Below are 25,416 nucleotides of genomic sequence, written 5' to 3'. Positions count from 1 at the left end.
TCGGGTCATGCTGGTCGATATCTTTGACTTTGAGCTGCCCGAGGAGCTGATTGCGCAGACCCCGGCAGTCCCCCGGGAATCCGCGCGCCTGCTTGACCTTTCCGCAGCCGGAACGACTGATCGCACCGTCTCTGACCTGCCCGGACTGCTGCGCTCCGGTGATGTGCTTGTCAGCAACGATACCCGCGTTATCCCGGCCCGCCTGTTTGGCCACCGGGGCGAGGTCAGGGTCGAGGTTACCCTGCATAAACGGGTTGGCCCTGCGGCATGGCATGCATTTGCCCGCCCGGGAAAGCGGCTGAAGGTTGGCCAGGAAATCCGTTTCGCCGATGACTTCACGGCAACCATTGCCGAAAAGCGGGAGGGCGGCGAGATTCATCTGGATTTCAATCTGGGTGAAGGCGCGCTGTTTGCCGCGCTGGAACGTTATGGTGCCCCGCCCCTGCCCCCTTATATTCATCGCGAACGCGGTGGCGATCCGACTGATCGCGAGAACTATCAGACCATTTTTGCCCGCCGTGACGGCGCCGTTGCGGCCCCGACTGCGGGACTGCACTTTACCGACCGGCTGCTGGCGGAAGTGGATGCCCGCAACATCGCCCGCGAGACCATCACCCTGCATGTCGGGGCCGGTACGTTTCTGCCTGTGAAGGTGGATGACACGACGGATCACCGGATGCACAGCGAATGGGGTGAAATATCGCCGGAAACGGCGGACCGGCTGAACCGGATGCGGGCGGACGGCGGGCGTCTGATCGCAATCGGCACGACATCGCTCCGGCTGCTGGAATCAGCGGCGGATGAACAGGGCATCATTCATCCGTTTTCCGGTGAGACCGACATCTTCATTACCCCCGGCTACAAATTCCGGGCGGTTGACCTGCTGCTGACCAATTTTCATCTGCCGAAATCCACCTTGTTCATGCTGATCAGTGCTTTCTCCGGCCTCGACCGGATGAAGCAGGCCTATGCCCATGCCATTGCTGAGAAATACCGGTTCTATTCCTATGGTGACTGCTGCCTGCTGGCACGGGGTGACGCATGACGGACTTCTCCTATGACCTGATTACCACGGATGGTGCCGCCCGGCGCGGGCGGGTGAAGACAGCGCATGGCAGTATCGAGACCCCGGCCTTCATGCCGGTCGGTACGGCGGCAACCGTCAAGGCGATGTTCCCCTGGTCGGTCGGGGAAACCGGGGCCGAGATCATTCTCGGCAATACCTATCATCTGATGCTGCGTCCGGGGGCAGAGCGGATCGACCGTCTTGGCGGACTGCACAAGTTTATGAACTGGGACCGGCCAATTCTGACGGATTCCGGCGGCTATCAGGTGATGAGCCTCGCCAAGCTGCGCAAGATTGACGAAAATGGTGTGACCTTCCGGTCGCATGTCGATGGCTCTGCCCATGAACTTACCCCGGAGCGGTCGATTGATATTCAGCGCCTGCTGGATGCGGACATCACCATGTCCTTTGACGAATGCACCCCCTATCCGGCGACCGAGAAAGAGGCCGCAACCTCCATGCGCCTGTCGATGCGCTGGGCAAGGCGCAGTCGCGATGCCTTTGTCGAGCGGCCCGGCTATGGCATTTTCGGCATTGTTCAGGGCGGGATTCATGCTGATCTGCGAGCGGAGTCCGTCGCCGCGCTGACGGATATCGGCTTTCACGGCTATGCGGTTGGCGGGCTGGCGGTTGGTGAAGGTCAGGAGCTGATGTTCTCGACGCTCGATGTGACCACGCCGCTGATGCAGACCGACCGGCCCCGTTATCTCATGGGTGTCGGTAAACCGGATGATCTGGTGGGTGCCGTGGCCCGGGGGATCGACATGTTTGATTGCGTGTTGCCGACCCGGTCCGGGCGTAACGGTCAGGCTTTCACCTGGCGGGGGACGGTTAATCTGCGCAATGCCCGTCATGCGGACGATCCGCGTCCGCTGGGCGAAAACTGTGCCTGCCCGGCCTGCAGCAAGTTCAGCCGGGCCTATCTGCACCATCTGGTCAAGGCAGGCGAGATGCTCGGCCCCATGCTGGTAAGCTGGCACAATATTCAGTTCTATCAGGACCTGATGGCAGCAATGCGTACAGCCATTGAACAGGGACGGTTCAGTGCCTTCGCGGATGATTTCGCGGCAACTTACGGCAAGGGCGATATCGACCCGGTCTGACCCGGCCTCAGATACAGCGTCCGCCATCCACCTCCATACAGACACCGGTAATGAAATCCGCCTCATCCGAGGCCAGATAGAGCGCGGCATTGGCGATGTCGCGTGGTTCACTCATGCGGCCCAGCGGGATGGTGGCCAGGAAACTGGCCCGGTTTTCCGGTGTGTCCGGCAGACCCATGAAAGATTCCAGCAGGCCCGTTGCGCCGATAACCGGATTGATGGCGTTGACGCGGATGCGGTCACCCGCCAGTTCAGCGGCCATTGACTTGGTCATGGTGATCGCCGCTCCCTTGGTGGCGTTGTACCAGGTCAGGCCGGGACGTGGCCGGACGCCGGCCGTCGAGGCGATATTGATGATGACACCGCCGCTAGCCTGCTGCATCACCGGCACGATATGGCGGGTGCAGAGAAAAATGGATTTGCAGTTCACGGAGAACATCCGTTCGAAATCCGCTTCCGTCACATCCAGCAGCGACTGGCGTTTTGTCGTCCAGCCCGCGTTATTGACATGGATATCAATCCCGCCCCAGGCTTCTGTGACCTGACCGGTCATGGCCCTGACGGAGCGATCGTCGGTGACATCGGTCGCGATGAACAGGGCAGCCTCGCCAAGCTCCGCGGCGACACGCTTGCCTGCCGCCTCATTGATGTCGGCGATGGCGACTTTCGCACCTTCCGCGACAAACCTGCGGGCGATGCCTTCGCCAAACCCGGATCCGGCACCCGTCACAATTGCTCGTTTTCCTGCAAGTCGCATTCGACTCCTCCCCGAAGCTGGTTATATATAGGCAAGACATTATCTGTCGTACGAAGGCAAGCAAGCGATGGGTCATCGCATATCAGGAGATACGGGTTGACCGGCAAAGAACAAAAACCCAAGACGGGCCGCATCCGGGTCAGTGAAGCGACAACCGACGAACAGAAAGAACGCCTGTACCGGTTCCGCTATGACATCTATGTCGATGAACTGGGCAAAAGCGGTGTTTCAGCCGCCGATCATGACAACCGCATGCTGGTTGATGACTATGATCAGGAGGCCCGCCAGTATTTTGTCGAGACCGGTGACAGCCTGACCGCCTGCCTGCGTATTCTGATGACCGGCAGCCGGGATGGCGACAGCGCCATGCCAAAGGCGCTGGAAGATCTGTATCATGTCCGCCCGTTTCTGGAATTTTCCCCCCGCGCCCGGATTTCCTTCACCTCGCGTCTGATGGTGGCGGCCGGCCAGCGTGGTTCCGCGGCGCTGCATCTGATGCTGTCGCAGGCCTATGAAGTGGCGCTGGATCAGGGGGTGTTGTTTGATTTCTGCCATTGTTCCCCGGCGCTGGTGGAACTTTACGAGCATCTGGGCTATCGCCGTTACGCCCCGAACTTTACTGACCCGGATGTTGGCTACCGGGTGCCGCTGGTGCTGTTGCTGCGGGATGCGGACCATCTGCGCGCTATTCGCTCACCATTCTGGCGCAAGCTTCGGGAACGCCCCAACCTCTGGCATTCCGAGACGGTTGGTGCCTGGTTGCGGTCGGAATTCCCGATGTCGGCGACCATCAGCGAATGGCTGCTGGATGAAGAAAGCTTCTGGGAATTTCTCGCCAACAAGCTGCTGCCGGTTCCCCGGCAGGACATCCCCTTCCTTGACGGGCTGTCTGATGATGAGACCAAGAAGGTTCTGCGCAGCGGAACCGTTCTGTCCGCCCGGGCGCATGACACGATCATCCGTGCCGGTGAGGTGGGTAACGAGCTGTTTGTGATTCTGTCCGGACTGGTCGAGGTACGGGCTGCACAGAGCGGCCGGCCGATTGCGGTCTTTGAGCCGGGCCAGGTGTTTGGTGAAATCGCCTTTATCTCCAACACCACCCGTTCTGCCGATGTGGTGGCGCTGGATGATACGGAAATCCTTGTGGTGACACAGGGCTGGCTCAAGAAAATGATGCTGGGATCACCGGAACTTGCCTCGAAAGTACTGCTGAACCTGTCGCGTATTCTCTGTGAACGGCTGGTGGTCAGCACCCGCACCTGGGTTGGCTCCGAAAATCTGTCTTCCGCCTATGCGAATGAGGACGCGCTACCGTTTCAGTAAATGTTCCGCAGCCTGATTAAGCAGGCTCATGCGTTCATGGCTGCCAAATTCGCTGTCCGGGTGATGGACGGTTGCCAGCATCCGGAAACGCGCCCTTATCTCAGCCTTTGCCGGGGACGCACCGGGAACAAAGCCCAGAATATGCAGGGCATCTCGGGCTGACTGAACCCCGCTCGGCGGTGCGTCATTGACCAGCATCCCGGCAATGCTCTGCAACCGGTCGATCTGTTCACGCTGTTGCGCGCAAAGGCGTTTCAGCTCAGTCTCCGTGGCAGTGGGGCCGGGCGGTGGCGGGGGTGGATCGCCGGGAAGCGAAAGGGTCATTTCGACATCATTACAGGCAAGTAACAGCGCCAGATTAAGGGCTTTGCGCAGATGCTCCGGTTTGATCGCTTCCGGCATTCGCAGTTGCAGCCGGGGCTTGCGCCGCAGTTCGCGACCGCTGGTCTTGCCGGATTTCAGGATAATTGTTTCACGATCGTCATCTGCCGGTTCGCCCGGATCAGGGCTGCGATCAATATCCGCTTTCGGGATCGTCAGAAGGATGGACCGGGCGAGGTCAGCGGTGTTCACCCCCTGCTTTTCAGCCAGCGCCTCGACCTGATCCCGGAAGGCGGAGCTGCAGGGGACTGTGCAGGCAATTTTTGACAGGGTTTTATCCTCGTTCAGGAGTGAAACAGCAGATTACCAGCCCTGTAAGCGACCGGAAACTACATAAGTATTTTCCACAATGGACAACTTCACTGATTTCTGGATAACTTTTAAAAATAGAGTCTAACCGATTGATATTTATGAAAAATAATATCCACAGGAGGGTAATATCAGGGCCTGTTCGGGGCTGCGCTGGCGATGAATTTCCGGATTTAGTCCCGGTTCTTCCCCGATTGCCGGGTTTGCCCGGGTTGCTGTAACTTTCATTGTAGTACAAAACTTCGATTCTGGTCCCCCGCCCAGCTTTGTCATGGTTTGTCAGTGGTGTTGAGACTGCCGGAGCAATCAGGCCTGTGAAAACAGTTGTCATTCAGAAATGAAAACAACAGGTCGCTCTCTGCTTGAAAAAGAATCTGAACGCGCATAATGTCCCGCCAAATCGCCGGAAGCCGCCTTAGCTCAGTTGGTAGAGCATCGCATTCGTAATGCGGGGGTCGGGTGTTCGAGTCACCCAGGCGGCACCACGATCGCTTCACAACGTGAAGCGATGAATTCCCCTCCAAAGCCACAATCAGCGTCAGCCGTTTCACAGAAACGGCGAGAGCGTCGGTCACCTGTTTCCTTTCTGTTTGCTCGGAATCCCCGTCTCATATCCGTCAGGGAATTCGTAACCATATCCGGCCAGACTGTGTCCGGTATTCTGGCCCCTTCGGTGAAACCTGATTTGCAACCCTGCCCGCCCGGTCCCGGTGATCGTCTGAACGACTTCCTGCTGACAGATCAGCAGGGCCTGCCTTTCTCGCTGTCCGGTGGCGCACGGGGGCGGCCGGTTCTGGTGCTGTTTTGCCGTGAGGAGGGAGGCGACCTGTTCGGGACGCTGGCCCGGCAGCAGGGGGCGATGGACGCGGCCGGTCTGGATATTGTGCTGATTACCTCGTCGACGGTTCCGGATAATGCCCGGAGATGCCGTGACGCTGGGGTGCAGTTTCCGGTGCTGGCAGACCCGGAGGGCGCGGTCTGCCAGTCATATCTTGCGGCGGCGGGGCGGACAGAGGGGCCGCTTGGCTATCTGATCGACCCCAACCAGCGGATCATTGAGGTTCTTGCGGCGGATGCCGGTCTGTCTGACGCCCGGGCCCTGGAGGCGATGGCAGGGCAGCCTGAAGTTCCACCGCCGGTGCTGTTCATTCCCCGTGTCGTTGATCCTGACTTGCGCGATGAACTGATCGGCCTCTGGCGGATGCAGAACGAGGAAATCGGCTATTCCCTTGGGAATGGTGATGACCGCGACCGGGAGGCGAAATCAAGCCGCGACCATGTGGTCCGTGATCCCCGCATGAACGCCCGGCTGATGGATCTTGTCACGCGACGTATCCGGCCGGAACTGGAGCGGGCGTTTGGCCTGCGCGAGGCGCTGGATTTCGAAGTGTTTGTGATTCTCGGTTATCACGCTGACCGGCAGGATTTCTTTGGCCCGCACCGGGACAATGATGCCGCCCGCATGGCGCACCGCCGGATCGCTATATCGATCAATCTGAATGATGATTATGACGGCGGGGAGTTGCAGTTTCCCGAATACAGCCTGCGGGGATATCGCTTTCCGGCGGGCATGGCGGCAGTCTTCGGTTGTGGCCTGTTACATCAGGCCCTGCCGCCAGTCAGTGGCGAGCGTTTCGTGCTGACCACCTTTCTGTGCGATCCTGAACAGCCATGAGCAGACCGGCTGATATTTATCAGATTGGTCGGGCCGTGCCGTCGTCCTTGACCTTTTTCAGGCGGGATTCCCGGTAGGTAATGAAGGCGGTCGATCCGAAGATCACCACGGCACCGACGAAAGTCCAGATATCCGGCATCTCCGTGAAGATGATCCAGCCGAGAATGGTGGTGACGATCAGGCGGCAGAAATCAATCGGCATGACCACGCTGGCATCGGCTTCCCGGAAGGCCTGTGTCAGGCAGAGATGGGCAACAGTTGCCAGACAGCCGATGGCGACGAGGCGGACATATTGCGAGGCATCCGGCCAGACCCAGACCGGCCAGGCGGCGATTAGCGATATCGGGGTGGAAAACAGCGCGGCATAAAACACGATGGTGACGCTGGAGTCGTCCTTAGAAACCAGCTTGACGATGGTCAGGGAGGCTGCCCAGAACACGGTCGATGCCAGCACCAGCAGGGCACCGACATCAATCTCCAGCAGTCCCGGCCGCAGGATGATCATGGCCCCGACAAAACCGAAAAAAACCGCCGCCCAGCGTCTCGGGCCGACAGATTCCTTCAGGATAAGGGCGGCGGCGATGGTGATGAATACCGGAGCGGCAAAGCTCAGCGCGGTTGCCGTCGCTACGGGAACCATCGACAGCGAATTGAACCATGTCAGGATGGCAAAGGCGCCGATGATGCCGCGCAATGTATGCAGCCAGGGGTGACTCGTGCGCCAGGTGGCGGGGCCCGAGCTCAGGATCATCGGTGCCATGAAGGCCAGGGTGACGAGATTACGGAAGAAGGCGATCTCGAAGGCGTGAACCTCGCGGCTGAGTTCCCGGATCATGACATGCATGACCGAGACGACAGCTGTTGCCATGGTCATCAGGATGATGCCCCGGACAGGGGCGGAGACACCGCTGAAAATATGGTCGTAGAAGCGGGCGATCATGGGTCAGTCCGATCGGAGAATGTCGAAGGCGATGGAAATCCGGGTCTCGTCGGACGTGAACGGGACGGTGCGATGGTAGAAATAGGAGGGAAACAGAAACAGTCGGCCTGTTTTAGGCTGGACCGTCCGCAACGGGCTGGGCCGCTGCGGCCGAAGGTCAGGCTGTGGCTCACCAAATTCCAGCCAGCCCTCTTTTGCGTCTGACCCGGCGGCGACAATTGACGGAAGCTTCGCGTAATAGACCCCGCTCAGCCAGGCGACGGGGTGGATATGCGGAATCTGATGCCCCATGGCCCGCATGACCACGGCCCAGACCGTCAGCCGCCAGTCCGTCGGCGGATCAGACAGGAAGGGATGTGCGCCGTCCCTGCCCTGCCGGTCAATATAATGACGAACGGCGGTGTTGACGGCCTGCTCAAACGCGGCGAAGGGGCCTTTCGGGTCACTCAGCAACTCGCCGGTATGCTGGCCATTGCGGGTCGCATGGTTGGCCGGATCTTCCTGCAGGGTCGGATGCGACAGGATATGTGCTTCCAGCGCGGCGTTGAAGGCGTCGATATCGCTGTAACCTTCCGGCAAATCGATATCCACAGGCAGAATGAAGCGATCCATGTCGACCAGTTCTGCCGCCTCGCTCTCCCTCCCCGCATCGTTCAGGGCGACGGCCCGGAAGGCCAGGGCCCCGGCATCATCTGACCGGCGTTTCAGCATTTCATTGCAGGCAGTCAGGCATTCAGTTGTCCGGCCATCAGCCTGACAGGCTTTGGCCAGGTTATAGCGGGCTTCCCGGCTGTCCGGATTGCCTGCCAGAGCGGCCTGATACTGTTTTATTGCGTCTTCGAAACGATCCAGTTCCTGCAAGGCATTGCCGAGATTGACGCGGGCATCGGCAAAATCCGGATTATGTTCCAGCACGGCCTCATATTCCGTGATTGCCGCTTCGGCCTCGCCGGATTTCAGCAGGGTATTGGCCAGATTGAAACGGGCACCGAAATTGCCGGGTTGCAGGGTGAGTGTTTGCTCGTAGGCGGCGCGGGCGGCGGCCGGTCTCTCCAGCGCATCCTCGGCGGTTCCCAGATTGAACCAGGCATCCGCATTGGCGGGCTGCAGGCGGACGGCTTCCCGGTAACTCTGACAGGCGTCAGTGTACTGTCGGGCCTGCTGTCTGAAGACACCCTGAACGTAATGCAGCCTCGGCTCATCGGGTGCGAGGCGGAGAGCACGGTCAATGCAGTCCGTCGCCTTTGCCAGATCGCCCTGCCCCTGATGCAGCATGGCAAGGTTATAGAGCGGCTGGGGTGCCTGTGGCGCGGCGGTGGCGGCTTTCCTGAGCCACTTCATCGCTTCGGCGGGCTGCCCGGCCATGGCAGCCGCCGCCCCGCCCAGTACCAGAATGTCCGGATGGTTCGGTGCTGTCTTCAGAGCCTTGCGACATTGCGCCAGAGCTTCTGCCGGCTGCCCGGCATTCTGTGCGGCCTGCGCAGCCTGAAAGGCACGGGCGGCGCGGGGATTCATTGGTTCACCGGTTCGATATCAAAGGCGATGGACACCCGGGGATGGTCGCTGTCGAACGGTATCGTCCGGTGAAACATGTAGGACGGAAACAGCAGCAGACTGCCTTCGCGGGGTTCGATCATCCGGGTGACAGGCTCCTGCTCGCAGGGAAACTCATCCCCCGGCCGGCCGAACTCGATCCAGCCTGCATCAGAGTCTGCGGTCGTCATTTCCGGCGGCAGGGCGGCGTAATAGACCCCGCTCAGCCAGGCACCGGGATGGATATGAGGTGCCTGACGGCCCTGACGGCGGAGCAGCGTTCCCCACATGATCAGCCGCCATTTCCGGGGTGCGAAGGCAAGATAGGGATGCCGGGCCGGGTCTGCGTCTGCGATATAGGTTTCAACGGCGCGTCTGACTTCCGCCTCAAGCCGGGCAACCGGTCCTGCGGGGCCTGCCAGAAGGTTCTGGGTTTGTGACCCGCCTTTTGTGGCTTTCAGGATCGGCTCATAGGTCAGGTCTGGGCGGGCTTCGATATGGGCAACCAGCGCCTTGTTCAGGTTATCCAGCTCCTCTGCCGGCATCTGCCCGGCCAGATCGACCCGGCGCATCAGGCTGTCGAAATCCAGAATCTCTGCGGCGTCGCTGCGTCGGCCCAGTTCGGTCAGGGCAATGGCCTGATAGGTCAGGGCGCGGCGGTGTCCGGGGTTGATGTCGAGGGCGCGGGCGGTTGCCTGTTCTGCGCCGGACCAGTCTTTCAGGCGAAGCGCGGCCGCCGAACGATTGACCCAGATATCGGCATCGCCCGGTTCCAGTGCAGTCGCCTGTTCATAGGCGTTGAGAGCGGCCTGAAGATGTCCCAGCTTCTGATGCGATGCGCCCAGTGCCGACCAGGCCTGTCCGTTTCCCGGTTGCAGGCTGGTCGCCCGCTCCAGCGCCCGGACAGCGGTCTGTGTTCTGTCCATCTGGAACAGGGCAACACCATACATATACTGCAACCCGCCATGGTCCGGCTGCAGCCGGGTTGCCCTGGCCAGCAGGGGCAGCGCTTTCTCCTTCAGTCCGCGCATCAGACAAAGCTCTGCCGTTATGGTGAGGGCGGGCAGGTCGTCGGGGCTGTCGGCCAGAGCCTGATCGCACAGCCGGAGCGCCTCTTCAAAACTGCCGCGTGCCGCAGCCGCGCGTGCCTCGCCGACCAGCAGGGCGGCGACGGAGGCTGTCCCGGAATTTGTCGGACGGCTGGGTTTATGGCGGGGGCTAAAGGGCATTGGTCAGTCGGAAAAGAAGGAACAGATGTCCGACGATATCACCTGACGGCCACCCGGCAAGCCGGTCCGGGATGAAGGCATGCCGGTTCTGGCTTGTTTCAGGCCCCCGGCTGCATCAGTTTCACTTTATTCTATCCGATGAGGCTGATGTGGCGAAACGCGCGACTGTTATCTCTCCCTGTATCGGGGTGTGTATTCTGGACCCGAGATCCGGCCAGTGCGCCGGCTGTTTCCGTACGGCAGAGGAAATTCAGGCCTGGCCGAGTGATGATGATGCGCGCCGGCTTGAAGTTCTGGAAGAGCTGAAGGCCCGTCGCCGGGCCGCCGGTCTTACCAGCCCGGCTGATTCCCGCCCGCGACGGCGACAGCAGCGCCGGACTGCCGGATAAAGAATGATGGCGGGACGGGTCACTAACTGGGGTCTGGTCTGGCTGTGCATTGGTGCCGGAATTGTCAGCGCGCTGCAGATCGGCAAAGCCCCGCCGGTCATTCTCGAAATTCAGGCTGATCTTGGCCTTGATAAAGTCACCGCCGGCTGGGCGATCTCCCTGATCAGTGCTGTCGGCATGACAATCGCGGCATTTGTCGGGGTGCTGGCGGGGGTGCTCGGGGCCAAACGGGTTCATCTGTCGGGATATCTGCTGATCGCGCTGGGTAGCGGGCTGGGTATGACGGCGGACAGCGGCAGTTTCCTGCTGTTCAGCCGTCTGGTGGAAAGTCTCGGATTTCTGGCGATCATCGTTTCCGCTCCGCCCTTGCTGCAACGGGTCATTGCGCCGGCTGATCAGGGCCGGGTGATGGGGTTCTGGGGCTGTTACATGCCGGGCGGCATGGTGATTGCGCTGGTCGCGGCCCCGACGCTGGCCGGTCTGATTGGCTGGCGGGGGCTGTGGGGCGTCTTGGCCGGGGTGACGCTGCTCTGGGGTCTGCTGGTGCTCTGGCGGATGCCCGCCGATCCATCCGGGGCACGGGCTCGACCGGACTGGACACTGGTTATCAGTGCCTTCTGGCGACCCCGCTCCTGGCTGCTGCCGGTGATCTTCTGCGTTTATAACATTCAGTGGATGAGTGTGATGGGCTGGCTGCCCAGTGTGCTGGAAGACGGTTTCGGACAAACCGGACAGGCCGCCGCCCTGCTGACAGCGGTCCCGATTGCGGTTAATGCGGCGGTCAATCTGGTGGCCGGGCGACTGATGCATGGCGGGATGCCGCGCTGGGGGCTGATCATGTTTGCCTCTCTTGTCATGGCAGGCTCTGCTGTTGGCATCTTCAATGCGGATCTGGCACCGCAATTGCGGTTTGCACTGGTTGTCCTGTTCGGCGGCATTGGCGGACTTATCCCCGCCTCGCTGTTCGCCATGGCCCCCCGTGTGGTGGCTGAACCCTCGCAGCTCGGGGTCATCAACGGCCTGCTGGTACAGGGCTCCAATCTCGGTCATGTCATCGGCCCGCCCATGGCGGCCGCTGTGGCGACGGCCTATGGCGGCTGGAATGCGTCGATCTGGCTGATGCTGGCGGCGGCCCTGGCGGCCATTTTGCTGGCGGCCATCCTGCGACCCATCGAACGGGGAACGGTATGATCATGGACCGGGTGCCCGGCTGGCATTCCCCAGACCGCTTGCACTTGTGGCGCTCCGCCGTAATGCTGCGGCAATCCGATTGAAACAATTCATCCCGTCATCATGATCCTGCCCGCTTTCGGGTCCCGTCAGTCACAGCGTATCGGTTTGCTTGGCGGCTCCTTCAATCCGGCCCATGAAGGCCATCTGCATATCAGCCTGATCGCCCTCAAGCGGCTGAGGCTGGATGCTGTCTGGTGGCTGGTTGCCCCGCAAAACCCGCTGAAACCATCAAAAGGCATGGCGGATATTGATACGCGGCTTGCAAATGCCCGTGCGATGGCCGATCACCCGCGCGTCGTCGTGACAGATCTGGAGCGACGACTCGGCACCGTCTATACGGTCGACAGCATTGCACGGTTGCAGACAGTTTATCCGCGGCTGCGTTTTGTCTGGCTGATGGGTGCCGATAATATGGTCCAGTTTCCGCGCTGGAGCGGCTGGACCAGAATCATGAAACGCGTGCCAGTTGCGGTGATTGCGCGTCCGTCATATGTTGGACATGCCTTGTCGGGCAGAATGGCTGGACGATTCGCGGGTAACCGGTTGCCTGCAGAAGCTGCGGGACAACTGGCCGATGCGCCCCCGCCGGCCTGGGTTTTTATCCATGGTCGGCTGCATTCAGCCTCGGCAACGCAAATCAGAGCCGCCGCCGGCCCTTCGTGACGGGCGGCATGTGAAACGGTGTTGGCAGGAAAGGACAACCTCATAGCAACACTGAAAAAAGCCCTGCTCTCAGCAGGCGACATCCTCGGGCTGGTCAATACCTCCCTTGATGACAACAAGGCTGAAGACGTTTCCGTCATCGACCTTAAAGGACGTTCCGACGTCGCCGATTACATGGTCGTTGCCAGTGGCAGGTCTTCGCGACATGTCGGTGCACTGGCCGATCACATCATCCGGAAGCTGAAGGAAGAGAAACTCGGCATGGTTCGCGCCGAGGGCAAAGCCACGGGTGACTGGGTGCTGATCGATGCCGGGGACGTGATCGTCCATCTGTTCCGTCCGGAAGTGCGCGAGTTCTATGAACTCGAAAAACTGTGGGCGCCGGTCGCGGCAACAACCCGCACACAGGCTGCTCACGCCTGAGCAGCGGCGCGGTTTACCGCGGCGGAGGTGAGATGAAGATCGTCATTGCAGCGGTCGGCCGTTCCAGGCCCGGACCGGAGAGGGAGCTTTTTGACAGCTATCTCCAGCGGGTCACATGGGATGTCGACCTGCGTGAGGTCGAGGTCAAACGCAACCTTCCCGATCCCAAACGGATCGAGGCCGAGGGTGAAATGCTGCTGGCACAAACCCCGCCCGGCAGCCGGATTGTCGCCCTCGACGAACATGGCAAGACAACCACCAGCCGGGCTCTGGCAACGGTTCTGTCAACCTGGCGGGACGAGGCGGTTCCGGCTGTCTGTTTTCTGATTGGCGGCGCGGACGGACATTCCCCGACGGTGCTGCGCCGTGCCGGCATGATCCTGTCCTTCGGCAAGCTGACCTGGCCGCATATGCTGGCCCGGGCAATGCTGGCCGAGCAGATCTACCGCGCCCAGACCATCCTGACCGGCCATCCCTACCACCGGGACTGAATTCTGCAGGGGAATGCGGCGTTTCTGGCCATCCTTCGAGACGCAGCTGCGCTGCTCCTCAGGATGAGGAAAGTTCAGCTTGCAGCCTCATCCTGAGGAGGCGCTCTGCGCCGTCTCGAAGGATGGCCAGAAACTCAGACAATCAGGGCTTACACAGGACTCCGGGACGACAGGCGTCCCCTGCTCCCCTGCCCGGCCTAGTGGGCTTCGGCCCAGTTTGGGCCGGTGCCGGCATCCGCGATCAGGGGTACGCTGAGGGTGGCGGCGGTTTCCATTTTTGTCCGGATCAGCGAGATGGCGTCTTCGACCTCACCTTCCGGTGCCTCAAAGATCAGTTCATCATGGACCTGCAGCAGCATGCGGGTTTTCAGGTTGCTTTCGTTCAGGGCCGCATGCACCCGGATCATGGCCCGCTTGATGATATCGGCGGCGCCGCCCTGAATCGGTGCGTTGATGGCGGCTCGTTCGGCAAAGCCCCGCATGTTCGGGTTCTTGTCACGGATCGAGGGCGTGTGAATCCGGCGACCGAACAGGGTCTGCACATAGCCCTTTTCTGCCGCCATGGCCTTGGCCTGATCCATGTAATCGCGGATGCCCGGATAGCGTTCGAAATAGGCGTCGATATATTGTTTTGCCTCACCCCGCTCGATGCCAAGCTGGCGGGCCAGACCGAAGGCCGAAATACCATAGATGATGCCGAAATTGATCGCCTTGGCCTTGCGGCGGATCATCGGGTCCATACCCTCGACCGGGATGCCGAAGACACCCGACGCCGTAATGGCGTGGATATCCTCACCATCGGCAAAGGCCTGTTTCAGCACATCGATATCGGCGACATGGGCCAGCAGACGCAGTTCGATCTGTGAATAATCCACGCTGATCAGGGTGCAGCCTTCTTTTGGAATGAAGGCTTCGCGGATTTTCCGCCCTTCTTCTGTCCGGACCGGAATATTCTGCAGGTTCGGCTCGTTGGAGCTCAGACGACCGGTCGAAGCCCCTGCCATGCCGTAATTGGTGTGAATGCGCCCGGTATCCGGGTTGATTTCGTTGACCAGTGCATCCGTGTAGGTGCTTTTCAGTTTTGACAGCTGACGCCAGTCGAGAATCCGCTGCGGCAGTTCGTGCCCCTGTGCGGCGAGATCGTCCAGCACCTCGGCGCCGGTTGCCCAGGCACCGTTCTTGTTCCGCTTTCCGCCGGGCAGCGACATCTTGTCGAACAGGATTTCGCCCAGCTGCTTGGGAGAGCCGACATTGAATTCCTCTCCGGCCAGCTCGTGAATCTGGGTCACAAATTCCGCCATCCGGCCGGCAAAATCCTCGCTGAGGGCGCGCAGCTGCGCGACATCGACCAGAATGCCTTCCCGTTCCATATCGGTCAGCACATGAATCAGCGGGCGTTCGATGGTTTCATAAACGGTTGTCAGCTTTTCCAGCGGCAGCCGGGGTTTCAGTATCTGCCACAGCCGATAGGTCACATCGGCGTCTTCTGCAGCGTAATCCAGCGCCTTGTCGAGGGCGACTTCCGCAAACCCGATCTGCGATTTTCCGCTGCCGACCACATCCTTGTACTTGATGGTGTGATAGCCGAGATGCAGTTCTGCCAGTTCATCCATGCCGTGACCATGCAGACCACCCTCCAGCACATGCGACAGCAGCATCGTGTCGTCGCAGGGGCTGATCATGATGTCGTGGCGGGCCAGAATCTCGATGTCATATTTGATGTTCTGGCCGATTTTCAGGACAGCCGGGCTTTCCAGCATCGGTTTCAGCAACTCGATGGCGCGGGCCATGGGAATCTGTTTCGGGACATCCTTGCCGCTGCTGTCGCCACTGTCGCCGAAATCAAGCGAGCCCTGACTGCCGCCGCCAACATGGCCGAGCGGGATATAACAGGCCTTTCCGGCTTCGGTGGACAGCGAGACACCGACCAGCTTTGCCTTCAGCGCGTTGAGCGAGGTGGTTTCCGTATCAACAGCCACCACACCAAGCCGGCAGGCTTCAGCGATCCAGCGTTTCAGGGCAGCTTCGTCCTGAACCAGTTCATAGCTGCCGTAATCGACATTTTCTGCCGTTGCAGTCAGTGTGTCTTCTGCCCCCAGCGCGGTTGCATATTTCGTATAGAGCGTGCGGAAATTCTGTGCTTCCAGGAAAGGCAGCAGCACTTCCGGGTTTGGCTGGTTGATGATGAAGGCATCAAGATCGCGATCAACATCCACATCGTCGCGCAGTCGGACCAGTTCCCGTGAAATGCGGGCGGATTCCGCAAATTCGATCAGGTTTTCCCGGCGCTTGTTCTGTTTGATTTCCCCGGCCCGCGCCAGCAGCGTATCCAGGTCACCATATTCGTTGATCAGCAGGGCGGCGGTTTTTACGCCGATCCCCGGCACGCCCGGTACGTTATCGACGGAATCGCCCGCCAGCGACTGCACATCCACCACCCGGTCCGGCGCGACGCCGAATTTTTCCATGACCTCATCAAGACCGATTTTCCGGTTCTTCATGGGGTCCATCATGGCGACGCCGTCGCGCACCAGCTGCATGAGATCCTTGTCGGAGGAGACGATGGTAACTTCGGCCCCTTTTTCCCGGGCCTGTCTGGCATAGGTCGCGATCAGGTCGTCAGCCTCAAACCCTTCCATTTCGATGGGTTTCAGGTTGAAGGCCTCGACGGCCTGACGGATCAGGGCAAACTGCGGAATCAGATCTTCCGGCGGGGCGTCGCGGTTGGCCTTGTACTCCGGATAGATGTCATTGCGGAAATTCTTGCGCGCGGCATCGAAAATCACCGCGATATGATCCGCCTCCGTGTCTTCCATCAGCTTCATCAGCATGTTGCAGAAGCCATAGACCGCATTGGTGGGTGTACCATCCGGGCGGTTCATCGGTGGCAGGGCATGATAGGCGCGGAAAATATAACCGGAGCCATCAACGAGATAGAGATGTTCGAGCGCACGTTCTGTCATGCGCGGAAGTATAAAGCCTGCCTCCGCGAGAGACAGCCCGAAGTCTGTGGATAACGCCCCGGGCGGGCAGGAAATCCGGAACCTATGGCCTGCCCTGCAACTGCGTCAGCAGACCCCGGCAACCTTCCTCGATCAGATCGAGCGCCAGTTCAAAGGCTTCAGGGCCGTCATAGTAGGGGTCGGGGACATCCCTTTCCGGCTTTCCGGCATAAGCCATCATCATCCGGATGTCGGTTGTGGAGGTGGCCGGTTTCATCCCCTCCAGATCCCGCAGATGGCCGGCATCCATGGCGATAATATAGTCAAACCGGCTGAAATCATCGGGGGACAGTTTGCGGGCACGCAGGGCCGAGAGTTCATAACCCCGTTTCAGGGCATGGGCCTGTGATCGTTCATCAGGGGCTTTGCCGATATGCCAGCCCTCAAGGCCACATGAATCGACGGAGATGCGGTCACTCAGACCGGCGTCATCGATCATGCGACGCAGCACGCCTTCTCCCGACGGTGAGCGACAGATATTTCCGGTGCAGACAAACAGAACCTGAATCAAATGCTTTCTCCCTCTGGCCGGCAGATTATCATGGCACCGGGGTAGCGCGGCAAGGCCGGAGCACGGGCGGGGAGATCTGAATATATGGCGCGCAACATTGTGGTGCTGACCGGGGCCGGGATATCGAAAGAATCCGGTCTCGATACCTTCCGGGATGCGGATGGCATCTGGTCACGGGTGCGGATTGAAGATGTCGCAACCCCGGATGCCTTTGACGCCAATCCGGCGCGGGTGCTGGATTTCTATAATATGCGCCGCCGGGGGCTGCTGGCAGAGACCGTGGCACCAAATGCGGCGCATCTGGCACTTGCCCGGCTGGAAGCGGACTGGCCGGACGAGGTTCTGATTGTGACCCAGAATATTGATGACCTGCATGAACGGGCCGGGTCGAAAAACCTGATCCATATGCATGGCGAACTTCTGAAGTCGGTCTGCCGGCATTGTCAGGCCATCGCGGAGATACGGACAGACTTCTTCCCGCATACCGCCTGCACCGGATGTGGCAAGGTGGGCGGTCTGCGCCCGCGGGTTGTCTGGTTTGGTGAGGAGCCACTGCTGATGGACCGGATTTACCGGGCGCTGGATACCTGTTCGCTGTTCATCTCCGTCGGCACCTCCGGTCATGTCTATCCGGCAGCCGGTTTCGTGCAGGTGGTGCAGGCCGCGGGAGGTGCTCATACGGTTGAACTCAGCCTGGAACCCTCGGACTCGGCGACCCTGTTTGCCGAAGCCGGGTATGGCCCTGCTACCCAGCTTGTGCCAACCTATGTCGACAAGATACTGGCGGAACAATGGTAGCGGGTGACCCGGAAACCCTGTCTGCGCTGCTGCGTGATATCCGGGCCTGCCGGATTTGCGAGGACCATCTTCCACTTGGCCCACGGCCGGTTGTTGTCGCTGATAAATCAGCAAAGATTCTGATTATCGGTCAGGCGCCGGGCACGGCGGTACACGCAAGCGGCGTGCCCTGGGACGACCCGTCCGGTGATCGCCTGCGTGACTGGATGAATCTCGGCAAGGAGGAGTTTTATGACCCCGCCCGGATTGCCATCATGCCGATGGGTTTTTGCTACCCCGGAAGGCTACCCAAAGGTGGCGACGCCCCGCCCCGCCCGGAATGCGCGCCGAAATGGCATGAGCGGCTGCGGGCGCAGTTACCGCAGATCGAACTGACCCTGCTGGTCGGCAGTTATGCCCAGAATCATTATCTGCATGACCGCCGGTCGAAGAACATGACGGAGACATTGCGCAACTGGCGTGATCTTGGCCCGGACCTGCTGGCGACCCCGCATCCAAGCTGGCGCAGCGGGATCTGGCTGAAGAAAAACCCGTGGTTTGAAGCAGAGGTTCTGCCTGTGTTGCGGGAACGGGTAGCTAAACTTGTTGGCTGATATCTCAGATGTTGTCGCAACGGCGACGGGAGGTCATGATCCGGCCATGAACAGATTCGGCAATACCGGAACATATGCGGGCATCCTTCGAGACGCGACTTTGTCCCGCCTCAGGATGAGGCTCCGCAATATCCTGCCCCATCCTGAGGAGCAGCCTCGCGACCTCTCGAAGGACCACAGAGGCTATGATTTGTCATGAACAGTCCCGCTACACCTCAACTCGAAATTACCGGACTCAGCCGCGCCTTTGATGGTGTTCCGGCGCTGCAGAATGTTGACCTGACGGTCAGCCGGGGTGAATCCGTGGTGCTGATCGGCGAAAGCGGGTCCGGCAAGACCCTGTTGCTGAAATGCATTCTTGGCCTGATTGAGCCGGATAGCGGCGTTATTCGCATCGGTGGCGATGACATGGCGGAAATGTCCGGCGCGGAACATGAGCAGGCGATCCGGCGTGTCGGCATGCTGTTTCAGCGTTCGGCCCTGTTCGACAGCCTGCCGGTCTGGGAGAACATCTGCTTTCGGCCGCTGCAGGAAAAGCGGCTGGACCGGGTTGCAGCGCATGAACTTGCCGTAAAAAAACTGGCCATGGTTGGTCTGGGTGCCGATGTGGCTGACCTGCTGCCGTCTGAATTGTCCGGCGGGATGCAGAAACGTGTCGGGCTGGCCCGCGCCATTGCAGACGATCCGGAAATCCTGTTTCTGGACGAACCAACCGCCGGTCTCGACCCGATCATGAGCAATGTCATCAACGACATGATCCGCCAGATTGTCAGCGATCTCGGGGCGACCGTGATCTCCATCGACAGCGATATGGCGGGTGTCCGCCGCATCGCCGACCGGGTGGTGATGTTGCAGCAGGGTGCCAAGATCTGGGACGGTCCGACCGCCGGCCTCGATCAGTCCGGCAATGCAGACGTCGCGGCCTTCATCGGCTCGAAACCGCTGCCCAGCCTTGCCCAACGACGGGCCGGTTAGGTAACCCGCCCTATTTGAACCGCCTCAGATCCAGCGTCATCGGGAATTCCGGGTTGCGGGGGGTGTCGAGTGGCTCGAAGCTGCCTTCCGTGTGGCCGATGTCGAAGAAGCGGGCCAGACGGCGGCTTTCCGCTTCGTAGGAATTGACCGGCGCGGTATCGAAGTTCCGGCCACCGGGATGGGCCACATGGTAGGTGCAGCCACCGATTGCCCGCTCTGACCAGCTGTCATAGATGTCGAAGGTCAGCGGCGCATGGACGCCGATGGTCGGATGCATGGCCCGTGACGGCTGCCAGGCGCGGAAACGGACACCGCCGACGCCTTCCCCTTCAATTCCGGCGGGATGCATCGGTACGGCATGTCCGTTGCACAGGATCCGGTAGCGCCCGCCGGTCAGGCCGGTTGCCCGGACCTGCAGGCGTTCCACTGAGGAATCCACATAGCGGGCGGTGCCGCCGATGGCACCATCTTCCCCGAGCACATGCCAGGGTTCCAGTGCCTGACGCAGTTCCAGCGTGATGCCGCTGCGTTCGATCTCGCCATAGAGCGGGAAGCGGAACTCGCGGTGGGCCGCAAACCAGTCATCCTGCAGGGGATAGCCGGCATCGCGCATATCCTGGAGCACGCCGGTAAAATCCTGCCAGACAAAATGCGGCAGCATGAAACGGTCATGCAGGGCCGTGCCCCAGCGGACCAGCGGCTTGTTGTAGGGCTGTTTCCAGAACCGGGCGATCAGGGCCCGCAGCAGCAGTTGCTGGGCCAGACTCATTTCCGCATGAGGCGGCATCTCGAAGGCCCGGAACTCGACCAGTCCGAGGCGACCGGTCGGGCCGTCCGGGGAATAAAGCTTGTCGATACAGATTTCCGTCCGGTGGGTATTGCCCGAGGAATCGATCAGGATGTCGCGCAGAATGCGGTCCAGTATCCAGGGCGGGCAATCGCCCTCTCCCCGTTTCGGGATTTGCTGAAAGGCGATTTCCAGCTCGAACAGACTGTCATGCCGGGCCTCGTCAATCCGGGGTGACTGGCTGGTCGGGCCGATGAACAGGCCGGAAAACAGATATGACAGCGACGGGTGGTTCTGCCAGTAATTGATCAGGCTTTGCAGCAGGTCGGGCCGCCGCAGGAACGGGCTGTCGCCGGGTGTTGCGCCGCCGACAACCACATGGTTGCCGCCGCCGGTGCCGGTATGACGGCCGTCGACAAGAAACTTTTCCGTATCCAGACGGGTCTGGCGGGCTTCCTCGTACAGTGCCTCCGTGGTCTCGACGAGGCCGGTCCAGTCGCTGGCAGGGTGAATATTGACCTCGATAACACCGGGATCTGGCGTCACCTTGATGACATTCAGCCGCTCGTCCGATGGCGGGGTATAGCCTTCAAGATGGATCGGCTGATCCAGTTTGCCGGCGGTCTGTTCGATGGCGGCAATCAGGTCGACATATTCCGCCGCAGACTGCGTCGGTGGCAGGAAAACGCAGATCCGCCCGTCCCGCGGCTCCACGGCAATTGCGGTACGAACGGCACCACCGGCATCCGGTGATCCCTGCTCGACCTGTTCCTGACGTTCGGACTCCGGGCTTGTTGCCTGCGCGGTTGCGGTCCGCATCTGGCTGATCGGGGCCTCGGTTTCCCGGGTCATTTCCGGGTCAGACAGCGGCGGATGCGGGGCAAACGGGTCCAGCGGATTGAAGTAGGGATAGTCGGATTTCGGCACCCAGGGCAGTGAGCCGAGTGGCAGGCGATATCCCGCCGGTGAATCGCCGGGTGCCAGGAACAGCTTGCCGCGCCGGAGCGACCATTTTTCACTGACCCATCCGGCACCGGCGGCAGCCTGTGCCCGCTGAATCGGCAGGGCATAGCCAACAGCGGTTCCGAGGCCGCGGGAGAAGACACGGGTCAGCCGCGCACGCTCTTCCGGGTCATCGAGTTTGGAATCCAGCGGATCGACATTATCCGGCAGCCGGGCTTCTTTTGAAATATAGGGCAGCGGGTCTTCATAGGCGGGCAGTACATGGTCGCTGCTGACGCCCAGTGTTTCCGCCAGCGTGCGGGTGAATTGTTCTGCCATCTCCAGCGTTGCCCTGCCGGTATTGACCTCATCGGCAATCAGCTTCGGGTTGGTCCAGAGGGGGCGGCCATCGCCGCGCCAGTACAGGGCAAAGGCCCAGCGTGGCAGGCTTTCACCGGGATACCATTTGCCCTGCCCGAAATGCAGCAGACCCTCCGGGGCAAACCGGGCGCGCAGCCGCTGGATCAGCTCGGAGGCCAGCGCACGCTTGGTGTCGCCAACTGCTTCCGTGTTCCATTCCGGCAGGTCCGGATGATCGATGGAAACAAAGGTCGGCTCACCTCCCATTGTCAGCCGCACATCGCCGGATTTGAGCTCGGCGTCAATTTCATGGCCCAGCGCCTCGATCGCGGCCCATTGCTTGCGGGTATAGGGCTTGGTGACGCGGGGGGATTCATGGATGCGCTCGATCTGCATGTCGAAACTGAAATCGACTTTGGCTTCTTCCGCCATGCCGGTAATCGGCGCGGCGCTGGTCGGACTTGGTGCACAGGCCAGCGGGATATGGCCTTCCCCCGCCAGCAGACCGGAGGTCGGGTCGAGCCCGATCCAGCCTGCGCCGGGCAGATAGACCTCTGTCCAGGCATGCAGGTCGGTGAAATCGACTTCGGTGCCGGAAGGGCCGTCGAGAGCCTTCAGATCGGGTTTGAGCTGGATCAGATAGCCGGAGACAAAACGGGCGGCGAGGCCCAGATGGCGGAGGATCTGAACTAGCAGCCAGCCGGAATCTCGACAGGAGCCGAGAGCCTTGCCGAGGGTTTCCTCACAGGTCTGAACCCCGGCTTCCATGCGCACGACATAGCCGATATCGGATTGCAGGCGCTGGTTCAGGCCGACCAGAAAATCGATGGTGGGCGTTGCCTTGCGGTCGACACCGGCAATCCACTCGGTCAGCAGCGGACCGGACTCCTCGACTTCAAGGAACGGTTCCAGCTCCTTCTCCAGCCGTGGCTCATAGGCAAAGGGGATGGTTTCCGCATCCGGCTCCAGAAAGAAATCAAAGGGGTTGAGGACCGCCATCTCCGCAACCAGATCAACGCGGACTTCAAACAGATCGGTCTTTTCCGGGATCACCAGCCGTCCCAGAAAATTGCCCTGCGGATCCTGCTGCCAGTTCAGGAAGTGACCTGCCGGTTCGATATGCAGGCCATAGCTGAGAATGCGTGTGCGGCAATGGGGTGCCGGGCGCAGCCGGATGGTCTGGGGACCAAGCGCGACGCGGCGGTCATAGCTGTAGCGGGTGATATGGGTCAGGGCGACCTGTATGGTCATGGCGGCTTTAGCTTCTCGTCAGTTGCGGGAAAGCAGCGGATATGGAGCCTCTTGCGGCTGCCGGGTATTTATACCGCAGCGCATCATTCGACAGGATAGGGGTGAACGGGTGGAAATGCACCAACCAAACCTGTTTCTGTTTTCCGTCTCTGGTATGTTGTACAATACATTTTGACACTGATTCTACCGGAACACTGCCAATGACCGCCCCTGCCAGCTCAGATATGGACCTTTCCGGCCAGACGGCTTTTGTAACGGGTGCGGCAAGGGGGATTGGTGCGGGAATTGCTGTCTCGCTGGCAAGGGCCGGGGCGCTGGTCGTGGCGGCGGATATTCTGGATGTGGCAGATACTGTCGGACAGATCGTTGCGGATGGCGGGCAGGCTGACGGGCGGCAGATGGATGTCTCGGACCGTATGTCGGTTGAAGCCGCAGTTGCCGGGGCGACAGCGCTGACGGGCAGGCTGGATATTCTGGTCTGCGCTGCCGGTATCATGCCGCTTGGTCCGGTTGTTGCTGATCAGGCACAGTGGGACAGGGTGATCGCCGTCAATCTGACCGGTGTGCAGAACTGTCTGGCGGCGGTCTGGGATCGGATGACGGCTGCCGGATATGGCAAGATCGTGCTGGTCTCCTCAATCGCGGCCCATGCCGGGGGCAGCCTCGCCGGGCCGGAATATATTGCGGCCAAGGCCGGGCTGCTGGGCCTGTGCCGTCACGCGGCGCGTAATGGCGGTCCTCTCGGCATCTACTGTAACGCGGTGACACCCGGCGTGATCGAAACCGACATGAACAGGGATATCGGCAAACCGGATCCGCGGACGATTCCCCTGCAGCGGCTTGGCACCGCGGAAGATGTCGCCGGGCCGGTTCGCTTTCTTTGTTCGCCCGCCTCCAACTATGTCACCGGGGCGATTATCCCGGTCAATGGCGGCCAGCTTTTCAGCGCCTGATCCTTAACCCTACTGACAACCGGAACCCTGACCCATGACTGAACAGACTGTCGCGCAGCTCCTGATGAAGACCCTGGCCGAAGCCGGATGTCCCCGTGGCTTCGGCGTGCCGGGCGGTGGCTCCAGCCTTGATCTGATTGCAGCGGGCGAGGCGAACCGGATGCCCTTCATCCTGACCCGGACCGAGGCCGGGGGCATCATGATGGCGGCTGCGACGGCAGAGATGACGGGAGCACCGGGATTTGCCCTGACCACCAAAGGCCCGGGCACGGCAAATGGTGCCAATGGCGTGGCCTATGCATCGCTGGACCGGGCGCCGACCGTGGTGGCGACGGACGGTTTCTCCCCGGCGATTTCAGCCTATGTGACGCATCAGTATTTCGATCAGAAAACCATGTATGCGCCGGTGGTGAAGGGGCATTCACTGCTGACCGGTGATCATCCGGGGGCAGAGATTACGGCTCTGTTGCAGGCGGCCTATACGCCGCCGCTGGGGCCGGTGCATGTTGAACTGACCACCCCGGCAGGCAAGCGGGTCACATCAGACCAGCTTGATGGCGCGGCGTTACGGATCGCTGAGCCCGGTGAGGCACCAGAGGGCGGGGCAATTGCCCGGGCGACCGAACTGCTGGCCCGTGCCCGTCGCCCGGTGGTGGTGGCCGGGGTGGATGCACGCAGTCCGGCAGCCGCCGCAGCAACACTGAAGCTGCTGGAAAAACTGGGCTGTCCGGGTTTCGTCACCTACAAGGCGAAGGGCGTCATTCCGGATACTCATCCGCTCTATGGGGGCATATTTACCGGCGGTGTCGCAGAGAAGGCGATCATCGACAAGGCAGACCTGATCGTCCTGGCCGGCCTCGACCCGGTTGAGCTGATTTTGCAGCCCTGGCCCCATGCACAGCCGGTTGTCGATCTGGCGCTGCGGGAATGGGACCCGCATTACACCACGCCTGAGGCCCGTGTTACCGGCCGCATTGGCGAGATGATCGATGAAGTCGCAGAGGGACTGTCGGCGGGCAGTGACTGGCAGCAGTCGGGGATTGCCGAAGATCGCGCGGCCATGCGCCGTCGTATTGCCTTTCCCGGCAATGAACCGCTGAATCCGCAGAGCATTGTCGAGCGGGTCTGGTCTGCGACCGGCGGTATTCCCCGTGTCACGGTTGATGCGGGAGCGCATATGTTCTCGGCCACTGCTTTCTGGGAGGTCGCCCGGCCAAACGACATTCTGATTTCCAACGGGCTGGCGACCATGGCGCTGGCCCTGCCCGCGGGTATCGCGGCCGCCCTGCAGGATCCGCAGCGGGGCGCGGTGGCGCTGACCGGTGATGGCGGGCTGATGATGTGTGCCGGGGAACTGGCAACGGCGGTGCAGTACAACGCCAATCTGCTGGTTGTTGTGTTCAATGACAGCGCCCTGTCACTGATCGACATGAAACAGCGCTCCCGCCAGATGGACCGCAGTGGTGTGGCTTTTGCGGGTACGGATTTTGCGGCTGTGGCCCGCGGCTTTGGCTTGCAGGCCTGGAAGGCGGAGACCATCGCGGAATATAACGCCGCCCTTGATGCCGCGACCGCAACGACGGGACCCCGCCTTATCGATGCCCGTTTCGACCCGTCCGGCTATGCCGGCCAGCTGAAAGCCATGCGCGGCTGACGGGTCCGGCTTTCCCTCTTCTCCTCATCCTGAACCCGTTTCAGGACGAGGAGAAAAGCAAGAGGGGCTTTTGCC

Annotated in this window: 23 protein-coding genes and 1 tRNA gene; 15 read left to right on the top strand and 9 right to left on the bottom strand. The window is 60.9% G+C overall.

Going from position 1 to position 25,416, the window contains the following annotated elements; genetic code table 11:
• Window positions 1-7 precede the first annotated feature (7 nt).
• Together queA and tgt are read left to right on the top strand one after the other, a co-directional pair.
• Entirely contained in the window at window positions 8-1,045 is a 1,038-nt protein-coding gene (queA, locus tag GH722_06695) for a tRNA preQ1(34) S-adenosylmethionine ribosyltransferase-isomerase QueA (protein ID MRG71446.1), read from the top strand.
• Entirely contained in the window at window positions 1,042-2,169 is a 1,128-nt protein-coding gene (gene tgt / locus GH722_06690; GenBank protein MRG71445.1) for a tRNA guanosine(34) transglycosylase Tgt, read from the top strand. Before queA ends, tgt begins: the two co-directional genes overlap by 4 nt.
• Window positions 2,170-2,176: 7 nt before the next feature.
• Here tgt and GH722_06685 read toward each other — a convergent pair whose 3' ends face one another.
• Window positions 2,177-2,926 carry a glucose 1-dehydrogenase gene (locus tag GH722_06685; protein MRG71444.1) on the bottom strand — a complete coding sequence of 250 codons (750 nt, stop codon included), beginning with the start codon at window positions 2,924-2,926 and terminating at the stop codon, window positions 2,177-2,179.
• Between the two features lie 96 nt (window positions 2,927-3,022).
• Here GH722_06685 and GH722_06680 point away from each other — a divergent pair, with 96 nt between their 5' ends.
• A complete protein-coding gene (locus tag GH722_06680) occupies window positions 3,023-4,249 on the top strand; it encodes a cyclic nucleotide-binding domain-containing protein (protein ID MRG71443.1) in 1,227 nt (408 codons plus the stop codon).
• Here GH722_06680 and GH722_06675 read toward each other — a convergent pair.
• Window positions 4,235-4,918, bottom strand: a complete 684-nt coding sequence (locus GH722_06675; protein ID MRG71442.1) for a J domain-containing protein — start codon at window positions 4,916-4,918, stop codon at window positions 4,235-4,237. The two genes, GH722_06680 and GH722_06675, sit on opposite strands and share 15 nt — an antisense overlap.
• A gap of 430 nt (window positions 4,919-5,348) precedes the next feature.
• On the opposite strand from GH722_06675, the gene GH722_06670 reads away from it, so the two are divergent.
• Window positions 5,349-5,424, top strand: a tRNA-Thr gene (locus tag GH722_06670).
• 23 nt (window positions 5,425-5,447) lie between these two features.
• The gene (locus GH722_06665) at window positions 5,448-6,614 is read left to right on the top strand and encodes a redoxin domain-containing protein (protein ID MRG71441.1); all 1,167 of its coding nucleotides are present in this window, start codon (window positions 5,448-5,450) and stop codon (window positions 6,612-6,614) included.
• Between the two features lie 19 nt (window positions 6,615-6,633).
• Here GH722_06665 and GH722_06660 read toward each other — a convergent pair whose 3' ends face one another.
• The 3 genes from GH722_06660 to GH722_06650 are packed head-to-tail and all read right to left on the bottom strand — an operon-like array spanning window position 6,634 to window position 10,316.
• Window positions 6,634-7,554 carry an EamA family transporter gene (locus GH722_06660; GenBank protein ID MRG71440.1) on the bottom strand — a complete coding sequence of 307 codons (921 nt, stop codon included), beginning with the start codon at window positions 7,552-7,554 and terminating at the stop codon, window positions 6,634-6,636.
• A gap of 3 nt (window positions 7,555-7,557) precedes the next feature.
• Window positions 7,558-9,069, bottom strand: a complete 1,512-nt coding sequence (locus tag GH722_06655; GenBank protein MRG71439.1) for a tetratricopeptide repeat protein — start codon at window positions 9,067-9,069, stop codon at window positions 7,558-7,560.
• Entirely contained in the window at window positions 9,066-10,316 is a 1,251-nt protein-coding gene (locus GH722_06650) for a tetratricopeptide repeat protein (protein MRG71438.1), read from the bottom strand. Before GH722_06650 ends, GH722_06655 begins: the two co-directional genes overlap by 4 nt.
• A gap of 71 nt (window positions 10,317-10,387) precedes the next feature.
• Between GH722_06650 and GH722_06645 the strand changes: the two genes are divergently transcribed.
• The 5 genes from GH722_06645 to rlmH all read left to right on the top strand — a co-directional run bounded on the left by GH722_06645 (window position 10,388) and on the right by rlmH (window position 13,515).
• Window positions 10,388-10,705, top strand: coding sequence for a DUF1289 domain-containing protein (locus tag GH722_06645; GenBank protein ID MRG71437.1), 318 nt, complete (start codon window positions 10,388-10,390; stop codon window positions 10,703-10,705).
• Window positions 10,706-10,708: 3 nt separating this feature from the next.
• Window positions 10,709-11,896, top strand: a complete 1,188-nt coding sequence (locus GH722_06640; protein ID MRG71436.1) for an MFS transporter — start codon at window positions 10,709-10,711, stop codon at window positions 11,894-11,896.
• Window positions 11,897-11,998: 102 nt separating this feature from the next.
• Window positions 11,999-12,601 (top strand): nicotinate-nucleotide adenylyltransferase, encoded by a 603-nt coding sequence (locus GH722_06635; GenBank protein ID MRG71435.1) that lies wholly within the window; start codon window positions 11,999-12,001, stop codon window positions 12,599-12,601.
• 81 nt (window positions 12,602-12,682) lie between these two features.
• The gene (gene rsfS, locus GH722_06630; GenBank protein ID MRG71434.1) at window positions 12,683-13,024 is read left to right on the top strand and encodes a ribosome silencing factor; all 342 of its coding nucleotides are present in this window, start codon (window positions 12,683-12,685) and stop codon (window positions 13,022-13,024) included.
• Window positions 13,025-13,056: 32 nt separating this feature from the next.
• Window positions 13,057-13,515 (top strand): 23S rRNA (pseudouridine(1915)-N(3))-methyltransferase RlmH, encoded by a 459-nt coding sequence (gene rlmH / locus GH722_06625; protein MRG71433.1) that lies wholly within the window; start codon window positions 13,057-13,059, stop codon window positions 13,513-13,515.
• A 197-nt stretch (window positions 13,516-13,712) separates the two neighbouring features.
• On the opposite strand, the gene polA is transcribed toward rlmH, so the two are convergent.
• On the bottom strand, window positions 13,713-16,478 hold the full coding sequence (polA, locus tag GH722_06620; GenBank protein MRG71432.1) for a DNA polymerase I: 2,766 nt from the start codon (window positions 16,476-16,478) through the stop codon (window positions 13,713-13,715).
• An 82-nt stretch (window positions 16,479-16,560) separates the two neighbouring features.
• Window positions 16,561-17,025 carry a low molecular weight phosphotyrosine protein phosphatase gene (locus tag GH722_06615; GenBank protein ID MRG71431.1) on the bottom strand — a complete coding sequence of 155 codons (465 nt, stop codon included), beginning with the start codon at window positions 17,023-17,025 and terminating at the stop codon, window positions 16,561-16,563.
• A gap of 87 nt (window positions 17,026-17,112) precedes the next feature.
• Here GH722_06615 and GH722_06610 point away from each other — a divergent pair, with 87 nt between their 5' ends.
• Both GH722_06610 and GH722_06605 read left to right on the top strand, forming a co-directional pair.
• Window positions 17,113-17,826 (top strand): NAD-dependent protein deacylase, encoded by a 714-nt coding sequence (locus GH722_06610; protein MRG71430.1) that lies wholly within the window; start codon window positions 17,113-17,115, stop codon window positions 17,824-17,826.
• Window positions 17,820-18,419 carry a uracil-DNA glycosylase family protein gene (locus GH722_06605; GenBank protein ID MRG71429.1) on the top strand — a complete coding sequence of 200 codons (600 nt, stop codon included), beginning with the start codon at window positions 17,820-17,822 and terminating at the stop codon, window positions 18,417-18,419. Before GH722_06610 ends, GH722_06605 begins: the two co-directional genes overlap by 7 nt.
• Window positions 18,420-18,423: 4 nt before the next feature.
• Here GH722_06605 and GH722_06600 read toward each other — a convergent pair whose 3' ends face one another.
• Window positions 18,424-18,561 carry a hypothetical protein gene (locus GH722_06600; protein ID MRG71428.1) on the bottom strand — a complete coding sequence of 46 codons (138 nt, stop codon included), beginning with the start codon at window positions 18,559-18,561 and terminating at the stop codon, window positions 18,424-18,426.
• Window positions 18,562-18,614: 53 nt separating this feature from the next.
• On the opposite strand from GH722_06600, the gene GH722_06595 reads away from it, so the two are divergent.
• Window positions 18,615-19,394, top strand: coding sequence for an ATP-binding cassette domain-containing protein (locus tag GH722_06595; protein MRG71427.1), 780 nt, complete (start codon window positions 18,615-18,617; stop codon window positions 19,392-19,394).
• 10 nt (window positions 19,395-19,404) lie between these two features.
• Here the strand turns inward: GH722_06595 and GH722_06590 are convergent, their stop codons facing one another.
• Window positions 19,405-22,734, bottom strand: a complete 3,330-nt coding sequence (locus GH722_06590) for an IMP dehydrogenase (GenBank protein MRG71426.1) — start codon at window positions 22,732-22,734, stop codon at window positions 19,405-19,407.
• Between the two features lie 41 nt (window positions 22,735-22,775).
• On the opposite strand from GH722_06590, the gene GH722_06585 reads away from it, so the two are divergent.
• Both GH722_06585 and GH722_06580 read left to right on the top strand, forming a co-directional pair.
• Window positions 22,776-23,687, top strand: a complete 912-nt coding sequence (locus GH722_06585) for an SDR family oxidoreductase (GenBank protein ID MRG71425.1) — start codon at window positions 22,776-22,778, stop codon at window positions 23,685-23,687.
• A 34-nt stretch (window positions 23,688-23,721) separates the two neighbouring features.
• Window positions 23,722-25,341: a hypothetical protein gene (locus GH722_06580; protein MRG71424.1), complete on the top strand. Its 1,620-nt coding sequence runs from the start codon at window positions 23,722-23,724 to the stop codon at window positions 25,339-25,341.
• Window positions 25,342-25,416 lie beyond the last annotated feature (75 nt).

The sequence above is a fragment of the Alphaproteobacteria bacterium HT1-32 genome (genome assembly GCA_009649675.1).
GTDB lineage: Bacteria > Pseudomonadota > Alphaproteobacteria > Rhodospirillales > HT1-32 > HT1-32.
This window is presented reverse-complemented; position numbering and strand designations above follow the sequence as displayed.

Bases quoted from the DNA above. Each gene is read 5' to 3' on its own strand.
- queA (MRG71446.1), top strand. From the start codon at position 8: ATGCTGGTCGATATCTTTGACTTTGAGCTGCCCGAGGAGCTGATTGCG.
- tgt (MRG71445.1), top strand. From the start codon at position 1,042: ATGACGGACTTCTCCTATGACCTGATTACCACGGATGGTGCCGCCCGG.
- GH722_06685 (MRG71444.1), bottom strand. From the start codon at position 2,926: ATGCGACTTGCAGGAAAACGAGCAATTGTGACGGGTGCCGGATCCGGG.
- GH722_06665 (MRG71441.1), top strand. From the start codon at position 5,448: ATGAATTCCCCTCCAAAGCCACAATCAGCGTCAGCCGTTTCACAGAAA.
- GH722_06660 (MRG71440.1), bottom strand. From the start codon at position 7,554: ATGATCGCCCGCTTCTACGACCATATTTTCAGCGGTGTCTCCGCCCCT.
- GH722_06655 (MRG71439.1), bottom strand. From the start codon at position 9,069: ATGAATCCCCGCGCCGCCCGTGCCTTTCAGGCTGCGCAGGCCGCACAG.
- GH722_06650 (MRG71438.1), bottom strand. From the start codon at position 10,316: ATGCCCTTTAGCCCCCGCCATAAACCCAGCCGTCCGACAAATTCCGGG.
- GH722_06645 (MRG71437.1), top strand. From the start codon at position 10,388: ATGAAGGCATGCCGGTTCTGGCTTGTTTCAGGCCCCCGGCTGCATCAG.
- GH722_06640 (MRG71436.1), top strand. From the start codon at position 10,709: ATGATGGCGGGACGGGTCACTAACTGGGGTCTGGTCTGGCTGTGCATT.
- GH722_06635 (MRG71435.1), top strand. From the start codon at position 11,999: ATGATCCTGCCCGCTTTCGGGTCCCGTCAGTCACAGCGTATCGGTTTG.
- rlmH (MRG71433.1), top strand. From the start codon at position 13,057: ATGAAGATCGTCATTGCAGCGGTCGGCCGTTCCAGGCCCGGACCGGAG.
- polA (MRG71432.1), bottom strand. From the start codon at position 16,478: ATGACAGAACGTGCGCTCGAACATCTCTATCTCGTTGATGGCTCCGGT.
- GH722_06610 (MRG71430.1), top strand. From the start codon at position 17,113: ATGGCGCGCAACATTGTGGTGCTGACCGGGGCCGGGATATCGAAAGAA.
- GH722_06605 (MRG71429.1), top strand. From the start codon at position 17,820: ATGGTAGCGGGTGACCCGGAAACCCTGTCTGCGCTGCTGCGTGATATC.
- GH722_06600 (MRG71428.1), bottom strand. From the start codon at position 18,561: ATGGGGCAGGATATTGCGGAGCCTCATCCTGAGGCGGGACAAAGTCGC.
- GH722_06595 (MRG71427.1), top strand. From the start codon at position 18,615: ATGAACAGTCCCGCTACACCTCAACTCGAAATTACCGGACTCAGCCGC.
- GH722_06590 (MRG71426.1), bottom strand. From the start codon at position 22,734: ATGACCATACAGGTCGCCCTGACCCATATCACCCGCTACAGCTATGAC.
- GH722_06585 (MRG71425.1), top strand. From the start codon at position 22,776: ATGGAGCCTCTTGCGGCTGCCGGGTATTTATACCGCAGCGCATCATTC.
- GH722_06580 (MRG71424.1), top strand. From the start codon at position 23,722: ATGACTGAACAGACTGTCGCGCAGCTCCTGATGAAGACCCTGGCCGAA.